The 23249-nt window shown below is 49.5% G+C and carries 24 protein-coding genes; 11 read left to right on the forward strand and 13 right to left on the reverse strand.

From position 1 onward, the window contains the following. Nucleotides 1–84: 84 nt before the first annotated feature. Nucleotides 85–471, forward strand: coding sequence for a winged helix-turn-helix transcriptional regulator (locus IY568_RS14665; protein WP_125562924.1), 387 nt, complete (start codon nucleotides 85–87; stop codon nucleotides 469–471). Nucleotides 472–474: 3 nt separating this feature from the next. Here the strand turns inward: IY568_RS14665 and IY568_RS14670 are convergent, their stop codons facing one another. Genes IY568_RS14670 through IY568_RS14680 form a run of 3 tightly spaced genes read right to left on the reverse strand, consistent with a single transcriptional unit; the run spans nucleotide 475 to nucleotide 1672 of the window. Continuing rightward, the gene (locus tag IY568_RS14670; RefSeq protein WP_194867976.1) at nucleotides 475–678 is read right to left on the reverse strand and encodes a tautomerase family protein; all 204 of its coding nucleotides are present in this window, start codon (nucleotides 676–678) and stop codon (nucleotides 475–477) included. A gap of 2 nt (nucleotides 679–680) precedes the next feature. After that, nucleotides 681–1064, reverse strand: coding sequence for a nuclear transport factor 2 family protein (locus IY568_RS14675; RefSeq protein ID WP_138538555.1), 384 nt, complete (start codon nucleotides 1062–1064; stop codon nucleotides 681–683). Beyond that, nucleotides 1064–1672, reverse strand: coding sequence for a glutathione S-transferase family protein (locus IY568_RS14680; RefSeq protein WP_125562928.1), 609 nt, complete (start codon nucleotides 1670–1672; stop codon nucleotides 1064–1066). The genes IY568_RS14675 and IY568_RS14680 overlap by 1 nt, the downstream gene beginning before the upstream one ends. 188 nt (nucleotides 1673–1860) lie before the next feature. On the opposite strand from IY568_RS14680, the gene IY568_RS14685 reads away from it, so the two are divergent. Next, nucleotides 1861–2760, forward strand: coding sequence for a LysR family transcriptional regulator (locus tag IY568_RS14685; RefSeq protein ID WP_194867977.1), 900 nt, complete (start codon nucleotides 1861–1863; stop codon nucleotides 2758–2760). 21 nt (nucleotides 2761–2781) lie between these two features. Here IY568_RS14685 and IY568_RS14690 read toward each other — a convergent pair whose 3' ends face one another. Together IY568_RS14690 and IY568_RS14695 are read right to left on the reverse strand one after the other, a co-directional pair. Beyond that, nucleotides 2782–3492: a nitrilase-related carbon-nitrogen hydrolase gene (locus IY568_RS14690; protein WP_125562932.1), complete on the reverse strand. Its 711-nt coding sequence runs from the start codon at nucleotides 3490–3492 to the stop codon at nucleotides 2782–2784. 16 nt (nucleotides 3493–3508) lie between these two features. Then, on the reverse strand, nucleotides 3509–4096 hold the full coding sequence (locus tag IY568_RS14695; protein WP_125562934.1) for an alpha-ketoglutarate-dependent dioxygenase AlkB: 588 nt from the start codon (nucleotides 4094–4096) through the stop codon (nucleotides 3509–3511). Nucleotides 4097–4247: 151 nt separating this feature from the next. Here IY568_RS14695 and rluA point away from each other — a divergent pair, with 151 nt between their 5' ends. Beyond that, nucleotides 4248–4901, forward strand: coding sequence for a bifunctional tRNA pseudouridine(32) synthase/23S rRNA pseudouridine(746) synthase RluA (gene rluA, locus IY568_RS14700; protein WP_194867997.1), 654 nt, complete (start codon nucleotides 4248–4250; stop codon nucleotides 4899–4901). Here the strand turns inward: rluA and IY568_RS14705 are convergent. Beyond that, complete coding sequence (locus IY568_RS14705; RefSeq protein ID WP_416365169.1) at nucleotides 4879–6204, reverse strand: amidohydrolase; 1326 nt, start codon at nucleotides 6202–6204, stop codon at nucleotides 4879–4881. The genes rluA and IY568_RS14705 overlap by 23 nt on opposite strands. 170 nt (nucleotides 6205–6374) lie before the next feature. Here IY568_RS14705 and IY568_RS14710 point away from each other — a divergent pair, with 170 nt between their 5' ends. After that, nucleotides 6375–7577 (forward strand): HD-GYP domain-containing protein, encoded by a 1203-nt coding sequence (locus IY568_RS14710; RefSeq protein WP_138538551.1) that lies wholly within the window; start codon nucleotides 6375–6377, stop codon nucleotides 7575–7577. A gap of 7 nt (nucleotides 7578–7584) precedes the next feature. Here the strand turns inward: IY568_RS14710 and IY568_RS14715 are convergent, their stop codons facing one another. Both IY568_RS14715 and IY568_RS14720 read right to left on the reverse strand, forming a co-directional pair. Continuing rightward, on the reverse strand, nucleotides 7585–8688 hold the full coding sequence (locus IY568_RS14715) for a general secretion pathway protein GspB (RefSeq protein ID WP_125562940.1): 1104 nt from the start codon (nucleotides 8686–8688) through the stop codon (nucleotides 7585–7587). Nucleotides 8689–8697: 9 nt separating this feature from the next. Then, nucleotides 8698–9612, reverse strand: coding sequence for an ExeA family protein (locus IY568_RS14720; RefSeq protein WP_125562942.1), 915 nt, complete (start codon nucleotides 9610–9612; stop codon nucleotides 8698–8700). A gap of 92 nt (nucleotides 9613–9704) precedes the next feature. On the opposite strand from IY568_RS14720, the gene IY568_RS14725 reads away from it, so the two are divergent. The 4 genes from IY568_RS14725 to IY568_RS14740 all read left to right on the forward strand — a co-directional run bounded on the left by IY568_RS14725 (nucleotide 9705) and on the right by IY568_RS14740 (nucleotide 13692). Beyond that, nucleotides 9705–10808 carry a tRNA nucleotidyltransferase gene (locus IY568_RS14725; protein ID WP_194867978.1) on the forward strand — a complete coding sequence of 368 codons (1104 nt, stop codon included), beginning with the start codon at nucleotides 9705–9707 and terminating at the stop codon, nucleotides 10806–10808. A gap of 232 nt (nucleotides 10809–11040) precedes the next feature. Continuing rightward, nucleotides 11041–11604, forward strand: a complete 564-nt coding sequence (locus tag IY568_RS14730) for a hypothetical protein (RefSeq protein ID WP_194867979.1) — start codon at nucleotides 11041–11043, stop codon at nucleotides 11602–11604. 358 nt (nucleotides 11605–11962) lie between these two features. Next, entirely contained in the window at nucleotides 11963–12808 is an 846-nt protein-coding gene (locus tag IY568_RS14735) for an alpha/beta hydrolase (RefSeq protein WP_194867980.1), read from the forward strand. Next, nucleotides 12805–13692, forward strand: a complete 888-nt coding sequence (locus IY568_RS14740; protein WP_194867981.1) for a TolB family protein — start codon at nucleotides 12805–12807, stop codon at nucleotides 13690–13692. Before IY568_RS14735 ends, IY568_RS14740 begins: the two co-directional genes overlap by 4 nt. 18 nt (nucleotides 13693–13710) lie before the next feature. Here the strand turns inward: IY568_RS14740 and IY568_RS14745 are convergent, their stop codons facing one another. The 5 genes from IY568_RS14745 to IY568_RS14765 form a co-directional block, all read right to left on the reverse strand. Then, nucleotides 13711–14643: a glycosyltransferase family 2 protein gene (locus IY568_RS14745; protein ID WP_194867982.1), complete on the reverse strand. Its 933-nt coding sequence runs from the start codon at nucleotides 14641–14643 to the stop codon at nucleotides 13711–13713. After that, nucleotides 14600–15739 carry a polysaccharide pyruvyl transferase family protein gene (locus IY568_RS14750; protein WP_125562954.1) on the reverse strand — a complete coding sequence of 380 codons (1140 nt, stop codon included), beginning with the start codon at nucleotides 15737–15739 and terminating at the stop codon, nucleotides 14600–14602. Before IY568_RS14750 ends, IY568_RS14745 begins: the two co-directional genes overlap by 44 nt. A 246-nt stretch (nucleotides 15740–15985) precedes the next feature. Beyond that, entirely contained in the window at nucleotides 15986–16669 is a 684-nt protein-coding gene (locus IY568_RS14755; RefSeq protein ID WP_021032901.1) for a sugar transferase, read from the reverse strand. Between the two features lie 2 nt (nucleotides 16670–16671). Continuing rightward, nucleotides 16672–17928, reverse strand: a complete 1257-nt coding sequence (locus IY568_RS14760) for a WecB/TagA/CpsF family glycosyltransferase (RefSeq protein WP_194867983.1) — start codon at nucleotides 17926–17928, stop codon at nucleotides 16672–16674. A 167-nt stretch (nucleotides 17929–18095) separates the two neighbouring features. Continuing rightward, nucleotides 18096–18845, reverse strand: a complete 750-nt coding sequence (locus tag IY568_RS14765) for a hypothetical protein (protein ID WP_194867984.1) — start codon at nucleotides 18843–18845, stop codon at nucleotides 18096–18098. Between the two features lie 268 nt (nucleotides 18846–19113). On the opposite strand from IY568_RS14765, the gene IY568_RS14770 reads away from it, so the two are divergent. The 3 genes from IY568_RS14770 (at nucleotide 19114) to IY568_RS14780 (ending at nucleotide 23017) form a co-directional block, all read left to right on the forward strand. Further along, nucleotides 19114–20739 (forward strand): LruC domain-containing protein, encoded by a 1626-nt coding sequence (locus IY568_RS14770; RefSeq protein ID WP_228553358.1) that lies wholly within the window; start codon nucleotides 19114–19116, stop codon nucleotides 20737–20739. A 12-nt stretch (nucleotides 20740–20751) separates the two neighbouring features. Beyond that, nucleotides 20752–21372, forward strand: coding sequence for a hypothetical protein (locus IY568_RS14775; protein ID WP_194867985.1), 621 nt, complete (start codon nucleotides 20752–20754; stop codon nucleotides 21370–21372). Nucleotides 21373–21517: 145 nt separating this feature from the next. Next, nucleotides 21518–23017 (forward strand): sigma-54-dependent transcriptional regulator, encoded by a 1500-nt coding sequence (locus IY568_RS14780; RefSeq protein WP_194867986.1) that lies wholly within the window; start codon nucleotides 21518–21520, stop codon nucleotides 23015–23017. The last annotated feature ends 232 nt before the right edge of the window (nucleotides 23018–23249 follow it).

A 23249-nucleotide genomic window follows, 5' to 3' on the forward strand; every position in this document is an offset into this window, starting at 1 on the left:
ATACTAAAGTGCATTAATGAATATAATAGGCATTATCTTACGCTTCGATGTATGAGCCATTTTTTAACGAAAGGAAACCACATTATGACCAACACAAGCGCCCCTGCTCGCCGGGTATTTGAACAGAACGAGCGGTGCCCAATCCGCAATGTGGTAGCACAAATAGGCGATAAGTGGTCAATTTTAATCCTGTTTGCTTTGGTTGATGGGCCTGACCGGTTCAATGCCTTAAAATCAAGAATTAAGGGCATATCACAGCGCATGCTGACACAGACCTTGCGTGATATGGAACGCGATGGCTATGTCAAACGCACCGTTTATGCAGAAGTACCGGTTAAGGTTGAGTATGAACTCACCGAGCTGGGACGAGGGCTGGCTAAGTCGGCCTGGCAACTGGTGTCGTGGGCCGACGATCACTTTGATGAAATCACCGCAGCCCGTGCCCGTTACGATGAAGCCAGTCAATCATGAGCGTTAAGTCTGTCGCTGCCTGATCGAGGTAACCTGTTCAAAGCCAATGCCCCAGTTATCAGTCGAGACTTCATCAATGACCACAAAGGTGGTCTCCGGGCTTTTCCCTAATACATCGACCATCAACTGGGTCGTGCCTTTGATCAGTGACTGCTTCTGTGCGTTTGTCACCCCTTCATCGGTGACGCGAATATGAATATAAGGCATAGCTACTCCTGGTGAGTGTGTGGTAAATCCGCATACATTTTGTTGACTATCCGCCACCGGCCCTGTTCTTTCAGCAAGCCCAGAAAGTCAACGTAAGTATGTTCAAACAACGGGCATAACACCTTGACCATGGCCTGTTGTCCAAGCAAGTCTACCGCCAGCACCTGATAGGCAAATTCATCGCCTTTGTCTGCTGGTGAGGTGCGATGGCTGACCAGCTCTAACCACTCATCCAGACTGCGCCTCAAACCCGGCGCTTTGAGCCAGCAGTCAGGATGAAACAACGGCCACAATGCCTCACGATTACCTTCATGTAACCCCTTGAAATAACACTGTACTATGGCCAGGACCTGACTCAGATCCGCTTTCATTTCAGCGTGCTCCATTATGCCCCCTGCGCCTGTTCAGCTTGCAACGCCGCAACAAAGCTTGGCATGCTGGTTACTGCTTCAATCATCTGTGCAGTGCGCGGAGGGAGTGTGATTTCGACCTCAAATGCAGCCCCCCAGCGCGAGTAAACTGCCAGCAAAATATCGGCGACTGACGCATGCTGCCCCCCTAAAAATGGCTGAGATTGCAACTGAGATTCGACCTGTAGCCATAGCTGATTGATCCCCTTTGCTGCTGCTTCAAACAGCTGCTGGCGCACAGCGCCCTGCTCCATGACACGCGCGATAAAAAACAACCTGGAATAGGCCGGATGCATAGTGGCATTGGCAAACAACAATTGCTCAATCGCTCGGCGGCGAGCAGGCCCCGGCTTAGTGGGCAGCAACTGGCTGGGATGCTTGCGGGTGAGATGTAGCATAATCGCAGCCCCTTCAACCAGTTTTTCGTCTCCATCTATGAGTACCGGGACCTGTTGGGCAGGATTCACGGTTGAAAAATCGCTGAGGGTATCAGCGCGGATAAGCATCACATCCTGCCCCAGCTCACGTAATATGGTGTTCACAGCGAGTGAACAGGCTTCCTGAATGTAGTAAAGAGTGTACATAATCATTGTCCTTCTGGTCAGATAATACGGACGAATTTGACGCACTTCGTCTGTGGTTATTTTCAACACCTCTAGTCTATGACTTGCGCTTTGTTTGATATATAACAACAAAAGAAACCAAGTGTTCACACACAGGAAACAATGTATGGTTGACTCACTAAGTTCCACGATAGGTAAGGACAATTAAAATGAACAAGCTACGTGCCATTGAGCTCTTCGTGAAACTGGCGGAGGTGGGCAGCTTTACCCAGGTTGCAGAACAATTCAGCACATCAAAATCAATGGTCAGCAAAGAAATAAGCCGTCTTGAGGATCAACTGGGCGCACGTTTGTTGCATCGCACCACCCGCAATATCCAGTTGACCCAGGTCGGTGAGGGTTATTTGCAACGTGCCAGGGATATCCTCAGTAAACTGGAGGAGGCAGACACCTTTGTTCAGTCGACACAGCAGGCTCCCAGAGGGAAGCTTAAAATAAATTTACCTATGGTTCTGGGGATCACCGATCTTGGGAAAATGTTTGCGGACTTTATGCAGGCTTATCCGAGTATTGAACTCGACATTCATCTTGGTGATGAGGATATTGACCTGGTTGAGCAAGGGTTTGACCTTGGTCTGCGTGCCACCAGCCGACCCATTGACAGTCATTATATTGGCCGTGAAATCACCCGGTTTGACTACCACATTTGCGCCAGTCCGCAATATCTGGCGACCCACCCAGACATTACACATCCTCGCGATTTGACGGAGCATAACTGCTTTGAATACCGATATTTTAAAGGAAAAAATATCTGGCCGCTGGCTGAAGGCGTCAAAATTACTGGCACATTAAAAGCGAACAATGTTCTGTTTATGCTGGAAGCCATTAAAGCCGGCCTGGGGATAGGTATATTGCCGGAATTTGCCTGTCGGCATGCCATTGAAGCCAAAGAAGTGGTGAGTATTCTGCCGGGTAGTAAGAAACCGCAACTCACCCTGCTCGCTCTCTACCCAGCCCGTCACCACGTACCGGCCAGCGTGTTGCAATGCATCCAGTTTTTACAGCATTGGTTTACACACCAGTACCCAAGCAACCAACGTATCATTTGAGCGCAGCACCACTCACCTGGATCACACCGGGATGTCGATTATCCGTAATTGCTGAGACTCGTCTCCCTGCGCCAGTACAGCCCCTTGCGGGTCAACAATAAGGCTGTTGCCAATGAAACGGACACCCGTACTACAGTCATGGTCCATACCCAGACGATTGGCGGCTATCACATAGACACCATAGTCTTTGGCCGCCTTTTGGATAACTTCCAGGCTGTCCTCCCCGCAAAAGTTAGATGGATTAAGAATAATCTGCACGCCTTGTTGTTTAAGCGCCTCCAGCCCATCTTCAAACCAGATGTCGTAACACAATAAGACGCCGATTTTGACCCCCTGAACTTCATACACGCAGAAATCCTTACCTGGCACAAATCGTAACTGATCCGTTGACGCTAGATGCACTTTGCGGTGAATGCCAAGTAAACCGTCTGGACCTGTTAGCAGTGTACTATTGTAGAGCTGCCCCTCATGGCATTCAGCCAAGCCAGCAACAATGCAGGCCGACTTTTCCTGAGCCAGAGTTTGCAACAACAACGAAGATACCCCCTGATACAAATCTTCTGCCAGCTCACTCACTTGCTGACGGTCGAAGAATATACTCCCCGTGGTGCACAATTCAGGGAGCAACAAGAGATCAAACTCATGAGACATCATCAGCGCTTGCTTGATGGCATCGCGGTTTTGCTCAGGCTCAGCAAACGCCACGTCAAACTGAAAGAAACCCACTTTCATCACACTTCCTTACTTATCAGATCTGGTCAAATTGGCGAAACGTTAGATTAAAACGGGGACCAGCCCCTTCTGGTGCCCGAGGTACCGCATGTTGATAGCGTGACTGAAAGCCCTCGCCCATAATAAATAAGGAGCCATTTTCCAGCTCAACCGAGTGCACCTCCTGATGATCTTGTGTATTACGTATCAGGAAGGTGCGTTTTGCACCTATGCTCAAAGAGGGAATGACATTCGTGGACCCAAACGCTGGCAAATCACAGTGAAAATCCATGCACTCTTCTCCGTCTGGATAATACAGGCATACACAGACAGGAAAAACCAGCCCGGTCAGCTCTGTCAGGCGCTGATGGATCTGCTCAATTAACGGAAACCAGGGTTGTTGCCTGCCATGGAAAAGTCCAAACTGACCCGAATGCGCAAGTGTCGGCTCCAGCAAGTTTACTTTCCAGGGCAAAATTTCCGCCTCTGATCCATCCCCCATGGTAATGGTTTCAGGCTGTGACAGGTCAAAGTGGTCTGTCAGCCACTGAAACAAAGCCTGACTTTGCGCGTCAGTTAAAAAATCGGGGTCGTAACTCGAGTCGCATTGTAATGACAGCGTCATGGCACATTCCTTTTGGTATTTCTGCGTTTGACTTTCACTGATCCTGCCTGTGCTGTCAATAACAGAGGGTTACATCTTTTGTAATTGGCCTTTTGCAGTTGCGCTAGGTAGAATGTCGGCCCTTGAACTAAATGCCAGTCGCAGGTTAGCCGTGCTAGTGAATTACGCTCCCCCTACCAACCCTTATCTTGACATTCTGTATCAGGACGAGCATATGCTGGTATTGAATAAGCCCAGTGGCCTGTTGAGCGTACCGGGGAAAGATCCGAAACACTGGGACAGCGTGATCAGCCGGGTTAACCTCGTCTACCCCAATGCGAAAATTGTGCATCGTTTGGATATGGCAACATCCGGAGTACTGTGCCTGGCGATGAACAAAGCCGCGCATCGCTTTCTCAGTATTCAGTTTCAAGACCGACTCACTGCCAAACGCTATATTGCGAGGGTGCATGGTCACCTGCAACAAGCCAATGGCTCAGTGGATCTGCCGCTGATCTGTGATTGGCCGAACCGCCCTAAACAAATGGTCTGTCATGAGACAGGCAAGCCCTCCTTGACACATTTTGAAGTGTTGTCACAAGAAACACACGCCACCCGGGTTAAGCTAACGCCTATCACCGGGCGTTCGCATCAGTTGCGTGTTCATATGCTTTCGCTGGGCCACCCAATTTTAGGCGATCGCCTCTACGCTCAGGGCGAGGCACTTGCTGCGGCATCACGACTTCAGCTTCACGCCGAGATGCTACAGATACGTCACCCCGACAGTGAAGACATGATGACCTTTATTGCCCCGGTGCCGTTTTAAACAAATCCAGCGCGCTGGCCGTCATGGCGCGCACGCCAGTTTGAATGGTCAAAGGGTAGTCCGGCGCAAACTTGCTGGAATGCAGAGACGGCAAAGACTCTCCTGAGAATTGGGCCTGCCGGTATGCTTCAGGCTCCACACCACCCAACCAGAATATGGTTGCCGGGATGTTTTCCGGTGTACGGCCGTACAGACCAAAATCTTCCCCTGCCATCACAGGCTCTGCTTTGACGACTTGTGCATCACCCAGTTCCGTACGAATGCTTTGTTCCACCCGTACTGCCAGTTCAGGCGTATTATAGGTTGACGGAATACTTTCTTCTTCATGCACATACACGACAGGGGCAAGTTCGGGTGGCAGGCCGGCACTTTGCGCTATGCCCTTCGTCATGCGTTCCAGCGCTGCAATTTGTTGCTCGCGCACCGCCGGATCATAAGAGCGCAAGGTCAGCTGAAGCTTCACTTCGTTAGAGATGATGTTATGTTTTGAGCCACCATGGATCGAACCCACCGTAATCACCGAAGGCTTTAAAGGTGATATCTCCCGACTGGTAATAGTTTGCGCAGCCAACACAATGCGTGATGCCAATACCACAGGGTCAATCGTGGTGTGTGGATAGGCACCGTGCCCGCCTTTACCACGCACAGTAATGTCTACCGAGTCGACATTGGCCAGTGCATAGCCTGGCGCTATGGCCACCTGACCTGCTGGCAGCGAGGCACTGACATGCAGGCCAAGTACATGATCGGGCTTAGCAAAACGGCTAAACAAACCTTCTTTAAGCATGGCTTTTGCACCAGCCCCGACTTCTTCTGCCGGTTGTGCTACCATCATCAAGGTCCCCTGCCATTGATCACGGTTATTAGCCAGTTGCTGCGCGGTACCGATAAAGCTAGTCATGTGAATATCATGACCACACCCATGCATCACACCCACCTCATTATTGCTGGCATCTTTCACTCTGACTTTAGAAGCGTAAGACTTGCCGGTTTGCTCTACGATGGGCAAGCCATCGGTGTCCGCACGGATCATCACAGTCGGCCCTTCGCCATTGCGTAGCAGTGCCACAACGCCGTGTCCACCAATGTTTTCAGTCACCTCAAACCCCAGCTGCCTGAGCTCTTTGGCAAGACGCTTAGCGGTTTGCTCTTCCTGATACGACAACTCAGGGTTCTGATGCAGGTGCAAGTACAGCGCTTCAAGCTCAGGCAACGCCCGGGCGACTTCAGTGTTCAGTTGATAAGCCACTGTGCTGTGACTTACCAGCGCCAGTGACAATGCAGATAGTAGTGTTTTCATCATTGTTATTCTTACTGTTTTTTTGGATTTATCAGCTTGCGAATAAATCGCATGAATTGCAACCACTTTGCGTTGTCAGACTCAGTGTGATGTTAATAAACTACCCGATCCGGCCTTTATTTATGCCTAACCTTTGCTAAGCTTAAAGTCTGAACAATCATCTCAACTTGGCCGTGAAAACGATTACTATCAACGACTTAAAACCAGGCATGTTTGTTGTTGGTGTCACCCAGCAAGCGGGCAATGTGCGGGTCAAAAGCCAGGGCTGGGTACGCACCAAAGGTGCTATTGGCGCACTGCAAAAAGCCGGCGTGCTGGAAGTGGAAATCGACCCAGACAAAACCCTGCAAACCAAGCAGCAAAAGCAAGTGCAGTCGGATGAAAGCCCTCATGAGGCTGACGTCACAGTACATGATCCGTGGCACAAAACCACCAGTGTCGAAGCCGAGCTGGATCTGGCCACCACTTTGTACGAAGAAGCCAAAGGGTTACAGGAAAAAGCCTTTGCGGATGTCAAAGCGGGAAAAGCCATCGCCGTTGACGAGTTTAAACAAACCGCATCTGGATTTATTGATTCCATATTTCGTAATCAGGATGCTCTGGCCTGTATTGCCCGGATCCGCGAAAAAGACAGCTACTTACTGGAACATTCACTGAACGTATCCATTTTAATGAGTATTTTTGCCAAGCACCTTGGCCTTGAGCGTGACATCATAGAGCAGCTGGCCACCGGTGCCTTATTACATGATATTGGCAAAATTAAAATTTCCAGTCAGATCCTCAACAAACCCGGAAAACTCAGTGATGATGAGTACCGCTTAATGATGGAGCATGCCAAATACAGTTATGAGATAGTCGGGGAGAGTGGCTTAGGTCAGATAGCGACTGAAATTGCTGGCTTTCATCATGAGCGCCTGGACGGCAGTGGCTACCCCTATGGTAAAAAGGCCGATGCGCTTTCTCAGTATGTTCGCATGGCTGCCATTGTTGATGTATACGATGCCTTAACCGCGGAGCGTGTGTATAAGGTAGGCCTGACACCAATCCGTGCCTTTCGTATTTTAAAAGAGGGCACACCCGAGCATTATGACGCCGATCTGTTGGCGCACTTCATCAATTGTATCGGCGTATACCCAGTCGGTACCCTGGTGAAGCTCAAAAGTGAACGCATTGGCATTGTAGCTTCAAGCAACCCGCAAGAGCCACTCAAGCCAGTTGTGAAAGTGTTTTATCATGCCAAAAACATGCTTTATACCGAAGTAAAGGACATAGACTTGGCTGATAAGCGGGTAACTGATGAACTAGAAGCGGCGATAAAACCGGAAGAGTTCAGCATTGACTTGATCCGATTCTTTCGCCATACCATGATGCCCTGAGTGGTAACTACTCTGCCGGCCAATCCTGCATGGCCTGCAGCGTAAACTCTATACCATCAAAGTCAAACATAGCCTGCTCCGGTGTGATCTCCACCAGTTGTAGCGCGCCCATATTATCGCCTTCATATAACTCTCGGTTATTCAGCTTGATCCAGCGCTTTTCAGCGTCAGTGGCATAAATATGTGCCTGATAGCGTAACTTTGGCAAACTATTTTGTAGCTGCACAGGCAACAACTCAACTGGTGTAGCCCGTGCCGATCCTTTGGTACTGGATAACACCTCAGAAGCAATCTGTTCAGATTTCGGTGCAGTGTCTTCAACTGCCTGCTCGAATGCTTTTTTCAGTTCATCTGGCACACCAGCCAGTGCCTGAGCTTCCTGACGCTCCGCTTCTTGGCGAGCCGCGTTAGCGCGGGCTTGCTCCAGAGGCACGCCAAGTACCCGGTAGCCACTCAAATCTTCTAGCGGTTGCTGTATCGGCTGCCCCTGATTGGGCGTAAACACCGCAGCACTATTGGCTTGATAAGCCTGTTGCGTCGCCGCATACTGATTCCCGACGGGCTGCTGCACAATCTGGCCATTGGCTGAAACGGGTACCAGCTGCTGTGAATAAACCGGCTGTCCCTGCGAATCAAAACCCACCTGAACAGACATCCACTGATAGTGGATCTGACGCTGTGCGCCATGCATCACAGGGTTAACAGCGCTATTAACCGGTTGGCCAATAATTTGTCCCGGCTGCACAACAACCGAATTACCAACCGGCACCTGAGTTACTGGCGCAGGTACTGTAGCGGGTACTGCTGTCTGAGTTTGAGTTGTTTGAGCCTGTGGGCTGCTTTGTGTGTTGGCTTGCGTATCAGCTGCCACAACGGTTCCATCATCATTTTTGTCTGTTGTACTCACCAGCTCTTCGCTTTGGGGTACGTTCTGAACCGCCTCTCCAACAAAATAACCGGCACTCAGCGAGCACACACTGATCAGCGCCCCACCCAGAGTAAGGCTCAAACGGCGATAAAAACGGACCTGTTGCTCATGACGTGATTGTTGATAATCCTGCTCAGAGTCGATTTGTTGAGATTGTTTTAATGCATTAATTAGGTACGACATATCACACCACTAAAAAATATAAGAAAGACCGATGCCACAAATAAACATGGCAGCTACCCAACCAGACACCAGCACTGGCATATTCACCGGTTTCTTGTTGGACTGTGGCACCAGATCCAACGGCAGGGCTTCTTTGGCAGCCTGCACGGCGATCGCTTTAGTAACCACCTGCTGCTGCGCGGAATACGCGCCCAGCAAACAGCGATCCGCCAGCAAGTTAATCAGCCTTGGGATCCCGGCGGTAACCTGATGCATATAAGCAATAGCCTGAGGCTCAAACAAGCTGGTCTGACAGCCAGCCTTATTAAGACGGTGCTTCACATACGCAAAGACCTGAGATTCTGTCAACGGTAATAAGTGATAGCGTGCCGTAATTCGCTGTGCCAGCTGACGCAACTCATTACGCTTGAGCAGCTGTTGTAATTCCGGCTGGCCCACCAGCACAATCTGCAACAGCTTTTTATGGTCGGTCTCCAGATTAGTAAGTAATCGCAACTGCTCCAGCACCTCAGCTGCCAGGTGTTGCGCTTCATCAATGATCAGCATGGTGTGGCCACCCTGATGGTGATTATCCAGTAATCGCGCCTTAATCACATCGGTGAGAGATTTGAGGGTGGCATTATCCGCATCATAGTCAATATTCAACTCGTCACAGATGCTTGCCAGCAACTCCATTTCCGATAACGCCGGGTTCAGGATAAATGCCACCTGCGTGGAATCAGGCAATTGCGCCAGCATGCTGCGAGTCACGGTTGTTTTACCTGTGCCGACTTCGCCGGTCAGCAACACAAAACCACCGGCATCACCCAGGCCATAGGTCAGATGAGCAAGCGCTTCCTTATGGCGTTCGCTTAAGAACAAAAACTCCGGGTTTGGTGCTATCGAAAACGGTTTTTCGGTCAGACCAAAATAACGTAAATACACGGCTCGTCTCTTTCTTGTTAGAATGGGGCCTATAATGGCAAAAAAACAGCACAAGTGAAAACCTTGTTTGTATTTTCAATACGGAATTTACCATGAAAATTTACCTGGTCGGCGGCGCAGTACGTGATGAACTCCTTGGACGCCCTATTCTTGAACGCGATTACGTGGTCGTTGGCAGCACACCTGAGCAAATGGAAGCACTTGGTTATCAGCAGGTTGGCAAAGACTTCCCGGTATTTTTACACCCAGAAAGTAAAGATGAACATGCACTCGCCCGGACTGAGCGCAAGCAAGGTCAGGGCTATACCGGGTTTATCTGTGATTTCGCGCCCAGCATCACACTGGAAGAAGATTTAATGCGTCGCGACCTCACTGTCAATGCCATTGCTCGAGATCAAGATGGCAGTCTGATTGACCCGTATCACGGCCAACAAGATCTCGATGCGCGGGTACTGCGCCATGTCAGTAACGCGTTTGGGGAAGATCCGTTGCGGGTCTTGCGGGTTGCCCGCTTCGCCGCCCGTTACCATCATCTAGGTTTTACCATTGCCCCTGAAACACAGGCGCTGATGCAGCATATGGTGGATAATGGCGAATTGGCCACACTCACCAAAGAGCGAGTGTGGCAGGAAGTTGAAAAATCTCTCAAAGACGGTGCCATCGAAGTTTTTTCTGAGGTATTGGCCAGTCTGAATGCACTTCCTTTGGTAATGCCATGGCTGAATGATTGGACAGGTGCCGACAGTCAATGCCTCAAAGCACACATTGCTCAGCTTAATCCACAAGATAATGACTTCCTGCTGATGAGTTTTGCCTTATGGCAATGTCAGGCGCAACTGGACGGTTACAATCTGGAGCAGGACTTTAAAATCCCCAAAGCCTATTGTGAGGCTCTGCGCGACCTGCAGGCAGTATTACCTGTATTACAAGGCGCCCAGTGGCAGCCGCAGACCATTATGCAAATTTTCGGCTTACTGGATGCATCACGCCGCCCACAGCGACTGACTTTGCTCTGTAAAATTGCCAAAACACTTAGTACTGAGCTGGCCAATCGTTGCGATATGCTAACGCACGCCCTTTCGCTTGCTGCAAATGTAAAAGCACAAGATGTCATTACATTAGGCTTTAAGGGGCCACAAATCAAAACCGAAATGGACAAGTTAAAATTACAGGCCATACAAGTTTTGTTTGACTGATAAAAGTAACCACTTACCATTAAGAAAAGCCAACCTACCTCTTGTACAGTCATAAGCCTCAGCGATGGCGATGACTGTACTCCAACACCCATAACATCAGTTATCAACGCGCCTGCCCGCGCAACACCAGCACGCACAATATGCGTTTCCAAAATTGATACCTTTCTGTTGCAAAAAGAACAACAACTGAATAAAATTCGGCCCCTTTAAAATTACAGTAGTCCGATTTAAGATGAAAAAAGCACTTCTGCCTCTATTTGTTTCACTCACGCTTGCAGCTTGTGGCGGCGGCTCTGATTCAGACAACAAGGTAACCGATACATCGTCAAAAACGCAAACAAACACCACTACCAGTACTGGTAATACACAGACTCCTGAAAAGTCTGACGAGTTTGCACCTATCGCTGGCGTTTACGATGCCACTTACCAAGGCGATAAGGCGATTGTTGTGATCACTGCTGCTGGTGAATATCAGGTTTTTGATGATCTGAACGACAGTGTCGGCGGCAATAAAGCCTGTTATGCGGCACCGTCTGATTCCACCCCTAACAAAAAGTTCAACGGCCTGAGCTTCGAATATGATGAGAACCTGCGCCACTTTAAGCTTAAAAACGCAAACCCCAGCCTGGCGTTTGAGATAGATGAATACAAAACGCTTCAGTACATTATATATGGTGGCAACATCACTGTTGGCAGTGGCCCACTCGTAGTCGGTTCAGCCAGTGAGAAAGTCGTTATTTCTCCTCGCAAAATGACCCTGACGGAAGCAGACATCACTGCGCAAAAATGTCAGTAATGACCTTCCCGGCTGGCACCCACAAAAGGTGCCAGCAGCCAATTTTAGCTTAGCGGCGCGTCCCATTTAAGAATTCATGTAATGGCTAGCAGGCACCATTATCACAGTTATACATCTCAACAACTCATCCAATTACACGCATCACATTATCAATAATGACCCTGCTATCTAGCAGCCTTCACCGTCCAAGCTCAGATAAAGACTCATAAGCAAATGATATATATACTTTTAAAATAAAAGAGCCTAAATTCAGCCTAACATCAAGGTAACGTCATGCCTTTTATCTCAGCCTGGATACAGTGTGATTTAAGCACATCTGCTGTTGTAACCAAGCACGAAAACATCGAGAGGAATTCGCATGATAAAACGCGCCCTGACACTATCACTGTTACTGCTGTCTTTTAACTTGCTGGCCAGTATGAAAACGGTGCCCTATGAAATACCGCGAACTCAGGTTGTGCCGCTGACTCAAACTGATACTAACCACCAATATCAACTCATCATCCAGCTTCCAGAAAATTACACAGCGGAAAAACACCATCCCGTCCTGTATTACACCGATGCCGCCTGGCATATCGAAATGCTGGCATCTGCCGCCTACTTTCTAATGGAAGACGCCATCCTGGTCGGGATTTCCTGGCAAACCAATATGCCAGCCCCCCTGATGAAAGAAGAGGGAGCCCATGTCAGCCGCTTTAGAGATTACTCCTTTGCACCGTCGAGCAACCCCGAGAATCAGGCAAAATACCAGTTTGGCGGGGCCAACGCACACATCGACTTTATCCGCAGTCAGGTCAAGCCCTACATTGAACAACACTATCGCGTTAAACCCGACAGCGACAGTTACTTTGGATACTCTATGGGTGGGCTGTTTGGCGCTTACACACTCCTGACACAGCCCGATACCTTTGACAATTATCTGCTGGGCAGCCCTTCAGTATGGCGGCTGGCGCAACTCATCAAAACCCGCAATAAAGCCTTGAGCAAAGCGAAAGCCAATGTTTATCTGTCCCACGGCACGGAAGAAGCCAAGCTGAGCCCGCACATAAATGACTTTTATCAATTTTTAAATCAGCAGAATAACCCTTCTATGCATGTGGAACTGGCCGTCATAGATGGTACGCACCAAACTGCCGCGCCATTGACCGGTGTCCGTGCCGTCAAATGGCTATCAGAACGCACTTCAGCAGGGGTATCGCTATGAAATCCAACGCATTAATAATCGCCATGGCCTGTATAACGTTTGCAAGCGGACAATCTCACGCAGAAGCGGAATTCGCCTCCACCAAGGGGCCTCTGATGGGCCAGACACCACCCGGTATGATTGCCGAACCCTTTGCGCCGGGCCTGATCTCCAAAGGTGACTGGGAACTTGAAGGTGTGTTTGCACCTGGCATGCAGGAGTTTTATTTTACCCTTGACCGGGGCGTCTATGCGGGTCCTGAAAAAACGGGCTTTCGTCCAACCGTGATTGGCTTCAGGCAACAAAACAACCAGTGGGTCAAGTTCACCGAGTTTTTACGCACCGGCGAAGTCAGCTTCTCACCCGATGGTCAGCGCATGCATATGGCAGAAGACTACCGGGATCGTCAGGGCAACGGCTGGTCAGAGCCCCGGAGTTTGGGCCCGATGTTTGACCGCGAAGACTGGGGCATTATGCGCTTGTCCGCTTCCAGCAAAGGCACTTATGTCTTTGATGATTATAAAAGCAAGGTAGTACGCATTTCTGAGCAAGTGAACGGTCAGCGACAAGCGCCGCGGGTCATGAACAAAGTGGTCAACTCAGGTGAAATGACCGCCCACCCTTTTATCGCCCCCGATGAGAGCTATCTGATCTGGGACAGCGTACGCAAAGGTGGCTTTGGTGATTCCGACCTCTATATCAGCTTTAAACAAAAAGACGGCAGCTGGGGGCGCGCCATCAATATGGGCCCTGCCGTCAACTCAGATAAATGGGATGCCTATGCCACTGTCACACCTGATGGTAAATACCTGTTATTTAACCGAAGTGTTAGTGACGACAACAAGAATGTTGATATCTATTGGGTGGATGCCAGCATCATAGACACCCTCAGAGCACGACAGTAAATAGCACATGCGCCGTTATCACCGTATCAAACCCAGTGACACGCGTGATAACGCGCTTTTTGTCAGGCTCAGCAACAGATAAGCACTCCAGTGCAATGGCTTGGCACGTGCTACCGGGTTGGCCAGCAAGCGTAGTGCATGGCCATACAAACGATGCCTGATATTACGCTTGGCCAAATCACAGATATGCGTGGCAACGTATTTATGCGCCATGGCTATGTGCGTGACCTCGCCATTTTTAACGGCTGTCAGCAAGCGCTCTGCAAAAGGACACAGCTGCGTTGGCGGCGCTTTATCGCAGGCACTGCCTGGCGCTCCGAGAAAATAAAAACTCTCAATGGCCGGAGAATACGCAATGCGCGATTTCAAGGCAGCCTGAACATAAAAGCTCTGATCTTCACCCATCCATTCTCCTACCGGGAAGCCGCCCAATTGATTGAAGGCCCCTTTCTCAACCACCAGACTCGACATAGTAAAAGGCAAGTCGCCATTGGCCGCTACCTCAAAATAATTGTCCATCTCATACCCTTCTGGCGTCCAGTCGGTCAGAGCGATTTTAGCGTCGATGTACTCGCCATTATCGAGCACCTTCTGATAGCGAGAGGCGAACAGTCCGGCCGCAGGAAAACGTTGGATCAATTCTGCCATGCGTGCCAGAAAGAACGGACTCCAGGTATCGTCGGCATCAAGAAACGCCACATAATCTGAAGAGGCCACTTTAACGCCGTTATTGCGTGCAACAGAGACCCCCTGATTAGCCTGACGTACCAACCGTAGGTTTGGCAGACCCAGATCAATCACTTTTTGCGGGCTGTCATCGGTAGAGCCATCGTCCACCACTATGATTTCCGCAGCCTGATAATGCTGTGCATGAACACTTTGCAATGCCCGGACAATGCACTCGCTCTTATTGTACAGTGGAATAACGACTGTGAATTGAATAGTGTTCATAGTTTTCGCTCCAGTTAGAAAGAGATAAAGTGATAGCCTGGTTAAGGGCCAGACTTGGGGCATCGAAGCCGCGCTCCAGGCCGCGATACATCACCCGAAATAAGGTATCCGGACTAAATTCATTGGCGTCAAATGCATACTGCGCCGGCAAGCCAATTTGTTCACACCACTGTGTGCATTTAGCGTGATATTGCAGACTGATAAACGGCGTTTGTGTCATATAAGCGTATATTTGCGCATGCAGTCGCATACCGATCATCACCCGGAACATCGCCATACACTGTAAAATACTGGCAGGGTTCGGCACATAGCTGACCCGCTTCACATTCACATACTCAGGCAGGCGAGCAACTATTTTGTCGTGAATGGCTCTGTCGCTGCCTTTTGTTTGATCATTCAAGTCAACCAGGTAAATGTCTTCGTTAGTAAAGCTCCACACAGTCGTAATAAGGTCAACCGCTTTCGCTATACGACGCAACTCGTTGTGCTCATTCACATTGCCAAACGCATCGATAGATTGTGGGCAAAAATTAAATGCAATCCCCTGACGCTTAACCGGATTCAATTTACCTTGCAGGTGATGCAGTAAAGAAGGCGCAAGGTCAAACGTGTGCTTCAGGTTCGCATGAGGCGCCAGTGCCTCGGCAATGTCATAGCTTTGTTTGTCACGTAAGGTAACCAGCCCACATTCGTACAGAAACTTTTTACACTGGTTTTCATCATCCAGGGTTTTGAATGGCTCAATGCCAACGCCCAGTGCCATGGACTGCTTACGACCACTCAGTGCCATCATATGACGTTTAAGCGCAATGTCGCGGCTACTATGTAGCACAGAGCCACCACCAAAAATAACGTGCTGTGCCCCATACGCATGACGGTAGTGCCATAACCGCTGGTGACCACGAAACAGCAGTGGCTGCTGTCCAACGCAGCCAATCTGATTCACCAGTGCGTCATCGTCAGGCGCGCTGACAGTGATCTGTTCACTGCCCAGAAAATGCCGGGCTCCCATTGCTGATGCCAGCATGAGCGCATCGTCACCGCTGTTGCGCATGCCGTAGTAGCCGACAATATATGCTTTGTTTTTTGCTGCCATTGTGCTGCCTCGTTAAGTTAATATACTTAGGTATTGCAGCTCTCGTGCCATAATTTAAACCATTGTTTTTAAATGATTTATTGTGAACTTAAGCAGATTGCGAATGCTTAATTTGCAAAAGGCGATGCGTTGTCTGAAGTGAATTACCAAAATAAAAAAGCGGGTTTGCAAAAAGAAAGCCACCGACTAAGCGGTGGCTCTACATGAAAAGACAGGTGTGATCCACAATGTGCTCCCTCAATGAATTTAGTAGGCTCCTTTGGCACCAATGACGCAAGGAATAGTCTTAAGCAAAATGGTGACATCATTCAGCGCACTTTGCTCACTGATGTAGCGCTTATCCAGCTGCACCTGCTGTGCAAAAGTCGTGTCGGCGCGGCCGGTGACCTGCCATAAGCCAGTCAGCCCCTGCTCGCTGTTAAGACGGCCTAACTCATGCGGTTGGTATGCGTGTACTTCTTTTTCCAGCGCTGGGCGCGGACCTATTAGCAACATATCTCCCCGTACCACATTCATCAGCTGGGGTAACTCGTCGATTGAGTACTTGCGAATGAAAGCACCAATACGGGTAATACGTGGGTCATTACGATATTTAGCGCACACACCTTCACGGTCGCTTTGTGCCGGGTCCGGATTACGAAAGCGTGGATCTTCAGGCATGTACATAGAACGAAACTTATACATGGTAAAACGGCGGCCCAGTTTACCTACCCGAACCTGTTTGTATACACATGGCCCCTGACTTTCCAGCTTGATCAGCGCTATAAGCACCAGTAAAAACGGGCTGAGTAAAAGTAATCCAGTAATCGCAGCCAGGCGCTGTAAACAGGCTGGAATACCATGGTGACGACCATCTGTTTTGGTTTGCTCAGAAGCAGATGATGACATTGTATTGTACTGAGTTGCAGTGGTTTTTTTGATGCTATACATGATTAAAGTCCTCGCAAAGCTTGTTGTAAAACATAAACACGGAATAGAAAAATCGGGTTACCGAGCACATAGCGGTTAAACTTGGCTTTGGGCTCCTGGATCAGACGCCAAACCCATTCAAGGCCCAGCTCTCTCATCCACATGGGAGCACGCGCTATATTGCCTGAGAAAAAATCGAATAAGCCGCCGACCGCCAGCGCACACTGCGCCTGGAGTTTATGCTTGTTGTTATCTATCCAGAGTTCCTGGCGAGGTGAACCCAAGGCGACCAGTACAATGTCGGCACCGCTTTGATTAATACAGTCGACAACCTGATCATCATCATCAAAATAACCATGGTGCACACCCGCGATACGCAAGCCCGGGTATTGCTGGCGCAAGTTGGCAGCGGCTTTGTGTGCAACACCGGGCTGTGCACCAAGTAAAAACAGGGACCGTTGATTTTCAGCGGCAGCCTGGCAAAGCCCAGGCAACATGTCGGTGCCATTGTTGTTGTCGGCCAGGTTCATGCCCGCTTTTCGAGCCGCGATCCGCATACCTGAGCCATCAATAAAATTCCGGTCACTGTTTTGCAGTACCTGATAGAGCTGTGCGTTACCAGCCGATAAATTCACCGAGTTAACATTGATGTAGTAAGCCGACTGGCACCCCTGTGTACCTGTTTCCGCCGACCCTTTTACGACCCAATCCACTGCAGCCTGCATGCGCGTATTGCTAAACGGAATACCAAACAATTCACTGCTCGACGGGGTACTTGCCGATTTGCTATACAAACCCAGACATAAGATCACCTTAAATACTAATAAAATATCTGCAAACAAAGACTGGTTATGCTGCGCATGGAGCAACGCGAGTGGCTTATCCGCACTGAGCCCGGTCAGGCTATGCAACCAGAGACAATCGAATAGTCCAGGCTGACCGCAGGGAGAGTGTAAACGCGCCACACGGGGCATGCTCACGCCGTCACGTAGCAGCGGGTTACCGACAAACCGAATACGACCACTCACAACATTTAACAGCACTGCGCTGCGCTTGAATACGCCGACCTGCCAGCCGAGCAACGACACAGGCTGAGCACTCACGTCTATCCAGGTCTGGCGTCTCAGTGGCGCTTTAAAACAAATTAGCGCAGCCAGAGAATTGAGACAGAACAACGGCACTAAAACGATAACTAACAGCAATGCAGCGCTGACTCTGAGTGCTTTGCGTGCACCTGACTCACTTGCGTGTGTTGAATGTGTGGATAAGTAAGTAGACATCGCTTCCTCCGCTGTTCAGTTGATTACATCGAATAGATAGCGAGGACCATGCCAAAATTTAAAGTGTTGATTTAAAGTGAATTTTACGTTTTTCTGGGGTTCTATTCTCAGCTAAATTGCATTGCATTTTGAGAATTTTCTTATTTTGAAAAGCGTCGATGTGACGCTTAAAAGGAGGAAAAATAACCTGGATACAACGCCTGGATTTGGCTCAGCGCCGCTGGAATGCGCAGTTGCACCACAGCGAGCTTATCCGCTTGCTCATCCGGGCGGGACAGACTATACCCGAGCAACAGACGTGAACATTTGAAAATCAACGTATGGAAGCATTTATCCACCACTGAGCATTTCAGCGGTCCGTAATTAAAGTGACGAATATAGTCATCCAGGTGTGGCTCACAGGTGTTATTCCAGCGTCGCTCCAGCTCACCGACGCCCTCGCAATCCTGTGCATAATGGATCACATGGCCATTTTCTCCCCAGCCAATTCCCCGGGATTCAGCCACCGGCTCGGTCATCGCAGCGATCAGTGTATCCAGCCACTCAATTGCCTGTGGGCAGTTGCGCATCAGCATCACGCCTGAGTTAAACGCCCCACTGTAACCCCGAGCCAGAAACAGGAACTTCTCGGCGTCATCCAGTTTATCCAGTGCCGGGCACGCAGGCTGGATACAGGCATCCGCATCAACAAACATCACCTGTTGATAACCCGCCTGTAATGCCGCTTTCAATAAAAACAACTTCAGCCAGCAACACTCAGCGCCCAGCCGATTCAGCCAGGGCCGTGTGACGACCACATAATCATAGCCCATGCGCCTGGCATAGAGACGTTGACTGTTCAGATAACGTCGATAGCGCCACTGATACCCATTCAATGCCACGCTAAATATCAAAGTGTCTGTTTGAGACGATTGCATGCCGACCTCCTTTATCTTCCCTCTCTCATGAAGCAAGTATTGCACCGTTTATAGAAAACACCGCATAGGCTGACTTTTCATACTGAAGGTTAATTTCAGTCGGTCAGCATTTTTTTGTTTGCAAAGCGCAATGCAGTGCAATTTGCAAAAAACCCTGACACCACAGAACAAAAAATCACAAGCCACTGATAAATAAAAACTAAATTTTTGGCACGTTTCATGAAATATCCAGTACAGACGTAAAAAATTGAAATTAACTGGAGCGAATATGATGAAACTGCTTAACCCACTCTACCCTCTGATGACCTGCGGACTGCTGTCTTTTGCAGCCGCAGCAGTTGAACAGGCCGACGGCCAGTATGTCTGGCAATTTCAGTCTGGTGAGGCCTGGCCTTCAGGCTACAACCAGTCTACCGGCAAGCCCGACTCGATGATTTATGCACGTGAAGAGTATAGCCGCGAATTTTTCCAGCGCATTCAAAACGCACTGCCCGAAGCGAGAATTAATGAGGCCTTCATCACAGGTGACGAAGGCTCAACCATTCATCTGGTTGAAGACGCCGAAGTATTTGTGACGTTTATCCATGAAGGCGCAGGGTACAAAAACTCCTTCGGTTACTTTACCTTCGACCCGGAGAATCCGCCGCAATCACCCGAAGAGGTGCAGGAGACCATTGTCTTTCCAAACCTCAGCTACCCACACCTGACCAATGGCCACCGGGTCAGTATTGGCGAGTTTCCGGCAGGCACCAGCATTGGCTTCTTTATTGCGGCAAACGGGTTTTGGTATTACACCGGTGTAAAACCATTTAAAACTCCCTACTACTACTCCTTGTCTGATCTCAATCCGGAGAGCAACGAAACCTTGCGTCAGCACTGTGTATTGCTATTGGATGAAGAGCAGCAGGAAGTAGTCATCGGCTTCGAAGACTTACCCCGCACCTGGGGAGACAACGACTTTAACGATGCAGTATTCAGCGTAAAAAGCTCACCCGCGACAGCCATCTCCGCCCTCAACCTGACGGTTATGCCGGAGCAGAACGACAGCGATGCCGATGGCATTGAAGATGAGCTGGATGAATTCCCCAACGATTTTGACCGGGCCTACAGCCAATATTATCCGAGCGCAGAAGGCGTCACGACACTCGCTTTCGAAGATAACTGGCCTGCCCGTGGTGACCATGACATGAACGACCTGGTAGTTAAACAACGCATTCGCTTTACCTACAATGCGGATAATCAGATCAGCGGTTTCATCATCAATGGTTGGATCACGGCGCGCGGTGCAGCCTACCAGAATGGTTTCGGTCTGCGTCTGATGAACAGTAATCCGGCACTGATTAAACAAGCCACACTCACGGTTGACGGTGAAAGCTATGACAAAACGGCAGAGGACGGACAAACCAACGCCGTGCTGTCATTGTGGAGTAATACCCATGTCTTCACCACCACAGGCCAGTCTGGCCAGTGCCAGCACTTTAATACGGTGATGACCTGCGATTACTTTGAACCTGTACCATACACCTTCGATGTCAGCTTTGAACAAAGCCTGGATGCACTGAGCATCAACGATTTCGATTTTTTCCTGTACAGAACACAAGACCGCTCACTTGAAATCCATATGGCAGATTTCCCACCAACAGACAAGTTTGATGCTAACCGCTTTGGTACAGCCGATGATACCTCAGACGCACAAGCGGGCCGCTACTTCAGAACAGCCGAGAACCTGCCCTGGGCCTTGATGATCAGTAATGACTGGCACTACCCCAGAGAGTATCTCGACGTAATTTGGGCGTATCCTGCCTACGAAACCTGGGTGGAAAGCAATGGCGAACAAGCTCAGGACTGGTTTATGACCAACGAACGCACCACCCACACTTTCAGCGCACACTAAGAGGATATGACCATGAATACATTAACTAAATTTTCAGCTTTAACCTTGGTTTGTTTCACTTTGAGTGGCTGCGGAGGCGGTGGTGGTGAAGGTGGCTCAACGGGCACCTCAACCAGCAGCAGTAATACGGCCACAGCACCGGCAAATAACACCAGTACACCTGCGTCAACCCAGACCACACAGAGTCAAAGTCAGACGCAGAACGACGGGGCAGCAACACCCGCCGAGCCGACAGAGCCTGCACCAAGTTACGAGCCAGACCCGACATTGCTTGACAGCCAGGCTGAAACCTCTAACGACTTGCATGTCAAAGCGGATTTTAACTTTAGTACCAGTAAAACGGTGACCTTAGATCTGAGTGGACAGGATGTGCTGGGAGACAGTCTGGCCAATAAGATGGTGAAAATCTATGCCATGCATGAGGTGGTTGAAAGCTATGAGGACGAGGCGATGGCCGACAAAGCCTTGCTGGCAACGGCACGCTTTAATAATGCCGGACAGATCACCATGACACTGGATATTCCGGTCAATTATAAAACCCTGCTGATCAGCGTAGACGGTATGTTACAGAGCAATCATTTGCTCACCGAGCTGAATATGCAAGCCACCACAGTGGCACATCAGTTCAATTAAACAATGATAGTTCCTCGCAAAACCGCCTGTGCCTCTCTTCGCAGGCGGTTTTATTGTTCACCGTAAACTCCAGTATATAAATGCTTCAAATTGTCTAAGACTGTGTAATACTTCTATTAATACGCGTTAACTCAGGCAGGATTACATGGAACCGGTTACTAACATTACCTTGCTGTTCGTCGATGACGAACCCCTTATTCTACGCTCCCTCACCCGCGCGCTTAAAAATGAGCCCTATAAAGTGTTCACCGCGTCAAGTGGAGAAGAAGGCCTGGCCTTGTTAGAACAACACCCTATCGACGTCGTTGTTTCAGATAAAATGATGCCCAATATGTCTGGCATTGAGTTTCTGGCTCAGGTCGCCGAGCGCTTTCCGGACACCATTCGCATGATGCTCACCGCCTTCACTGAAGTGGAGGACCTCATTGATGCCATTAACCAGGGCAAGGTATGGGGTTATATGCAAAAGCCCTTCGACATCGGCAATATCAAACTCACACTCGAGCAGGCCGTTCAGACCAAAATGTTGGTGGCTGAACGGAATATGTTGCGGGCCAGCCTGCAGCGCTATCATAGCTCAATCAAGTCGCAATTTTATCGTTTTGTTGGGGGCTCTATTGCCATGCAAATGGTGTATAAAGCCATCGAAAAAGCCGGTCCCAGTCAGGCCAATGTTTTTATCACCGGGCCCAGTGGAACGGGTAAAGAACTGGCCGCCGATGCCATTCACCGCGCCAGTACACGCAAAGATAAACCGCTGGTGTGTATTAACTGTGCGGCGATCCCCAGTGAACTGATGGAATCAGAAATCTTTGGTCACATCAAAGGCGCATTCTCAGGGGCAGTCACGAACCGCGATGGCGCAGCCACACAAGCCGACGGCGGCACCCTGTTTTTAGATGAAATCGGCGAAATGGACATGAACCTGCAGGCTAAGATCTTGCGCTTTGTCCAGTCAGGTACTTTCCAGAAGGTCGGCAGCGGCAAAGAAGAAAAGGTCGATGTGCGTTTTATCTGTGCGACCAACCGCGAGCCGCATCAGGCCATTGCCGACCAACGGTTACGTGAAGACCTGTTTTACCGTCTGAACGTCATTGCCATTGATTTGCCCGCATTGCATGAACGAGATCACGATGCCTTGCAAATTGCGCAGCACTTTTTGAGCAAGTTCAGTGAAATCGAGAACAAAGTCTTTGTTGGTTTTTCAGCTGCCGCCGAACAGCTCATAGTTAATTATGACTGGCCGGGTAATGTACGTCAGCTCGAAAATCTGATCCACAGCTGTGTGGTGATGTCCGATGGTCCCCTCATTACCGAAGACACGTTACAAATGCAGCTTAAGCTCAAGCCGAGCGATGCCCAGGCTTTGCTCAATGGCCAATCTGGTAGCGCCTCTGCAACTCAGAGTACACCAATGCCGCAACCGGTGGCAGTGCAGGAAAATGGCTATGCTGCCCCTCAGCCACCAGATGTCCCTTCTGCCAATCAGATTTGTTCACTCGCCGAGGTTGAGCGTATCGCCATAGAAAAAGCCATTGCAGCCTGTGATGACAATGTGGTGAAAGCAGCCAGTTTACTCGAAGTCAGCCCCTCAACGCTGTATCGCAAAATACAGCAATGGGGGGACAATAAAACTGGCGCCTGATCCCCTCAGGCACACTGTCTATGCAGATTGCAAATTGCAAAATCTCCATTGCAAAATGCGATCTGCACTCCTCCTGGGTGACTAAATTTGTTCAGTCTATCGCCTTCGAACTGGGCGTCACCATCTCAACCAACCTATTAAAACCATATAAAACAAACGATTAAAATCAATTCTCGGTTTATTTTTTGTACTCACCCGTCTTGGTACGAATTTTGGTTAGTAAAGGTATCTG

Origin of the sequence: Pseudoalteromonas sp. PPB1, from assembly GCF_015356275.1 — a bacterium.
GTDB lineage: Bacteria > Pseudomonadota > Gammaproteobacteria > Enterobacterales > Alteromonadaceae > Pseudoalteromonas > Pseudoalteromonas rubra_D.

Excerpts from the sequence above, each read along its gene's own strand:
- IY568_RS14665 (WP_125562924.1), top strand. The coding sequence starts at position 85 with ATGACCAACACAAGCGCCCCTGCTCGCCGGGTATTTGAACAGAACGAG.
- IY568_RS14670 (WP_194867976.1), bottom strand. The coding sequence starts at position 678 with ATGCCTTATATTCATATTCGCGTCACCGATGAAGGGGTGACAAACGCA.
- IY568_RS14675 (WP_138538555.1), bottom strand. The coding sequence starts at position 1,064 with ATGGAGCACGCTGAAATGAAAGCGGATCTGAGTCAGGTCCTGGCCATA.
- IY568_RS14680 (WP_125562928.1), bottom strand. The coding sequence starts at position 1,672 with ATGTACACTCTTTACTACATTCAGGAAGCCTGTTCACTCGCTGTGAAC.
- IY568_RS14685 (WP_194867977.1), top strand. The coding sequence starts at position 1,861 with ATGAACAAGCTACGTGCCATTGAGCTCTTCGTGAAACTGGCGGAGGTG.
- IY568_RS14690 (WP_125562932.1), bottom strand. The coding sequence starts at position 3,492 with ATGAAAGTGGGTTTCTTTCAGTTTGACGTGGCGTTTGCTGAGCCTGAG.
- IY568_RS14695 (WP_125562934.1), bottom strand. The coding sequence starts at position 4,096 with ATGACGCTGTCATTACAATGCGACTCGAGTTACGACCCCGATTTTTTA.
- IY568_RS14705 (WP_416365169.1), bottom strand. The coding sequence starts at position 6,204 with ATGATGAAAACACTACTATCTGCATTGTCACTGGCGCTGGTAAGTCAC.
- IY568_RS14715 (WP_125562940.1), bottom strand. The coding sequence starts at position 8,688 with ATGTCGTACCTAATTAATGCATTAAAACAATCTCAACAAATCGACTCT.
- IY568_RS14725 (WP_194867978.1), top strand. The coding sequence starts at position 9,705 with ATGAAAATTTACCTGGTCGGCGGCGCAGTACGTGATGAACTCCTTGGA.
- IY568_RS14730 (WP_194867979.1), top strand. The coding sequence starts at position 11,041 with ATGAAAAAAGCACTTCTGCCTCTATTTGTTTCACTCACGCTTGCAGCT.
- IY568_RS14735 (WP_194867980.1), top strand. The coding sequence starts at position 11,963 with ATGATAAAACGCGCCCTGACACTATCACTGTTACTGCTGTCTTTTAAC.
- IY568_RS14740 (WP_194867981.1), top strand. The coding sequence starts at position 12,805 with ATGAAATCCAACGCATTAATAATCGCCATGGCCTGTATAACGTTTGCA.
- IY568_RS14745 (WP_194867982.1), bottom strand. The coding sequence starts at position 14,643 with ATGAACACTATTCAATTCACAGTCGTTATTCCACTGTACAATAAGAGC.
- IY568_RS14750 (WP_125562954.1), bottom strand. The coding sequence starts at position 15,739 with ATGGCAGCAAAAAACAAAGCATATATTGTCGGCTACTACGGCATGCGC.
- IY568_RS14755 (WP_021032901.1), bottom strand. The coding sequence starts at position 16,669 with ATGTATAGCATCAAAAAAACCACTGCAACTCAGTACAATACAATGTCA.
- IY568_RS14760 (WP_194867983.1), bottom strand. The coding sequence starts at position 17,928 with ATGTCTACTTACTTATCCACACATTCAACACACGCAAGTGAGTCAGGT.
- IY568_RS14765 (WP_194867984.1), bottom strand. The coding sequence starts at position 18,845 with ATGCAATCGTCTCAAACAGACACTTTGATATTTAGCGTGGCATTGAAT.
- IY568_RS14770 (WP_228553358.1), top strand. The coding sequence starts at position 19,114 with ATGATGAAACTGCTTAACCCACTCTACCCTCTGATGACCTGCGGACTG.
- IY568_RS14775 (WP_194867985.1), top strand. The coding sequence starts at position 20,752 with ATGAATACATTAACTAAATTTTCAGCTTTAACCTTGGTTTGTTTCACT.
- IY568_RS14780 (WP_194867986.1), top strand. The coding sequence starts at position 21,518 with ATGGAACCGGTTACTAACATTACCTTGCTGTTCGTCGATGACGAACCC.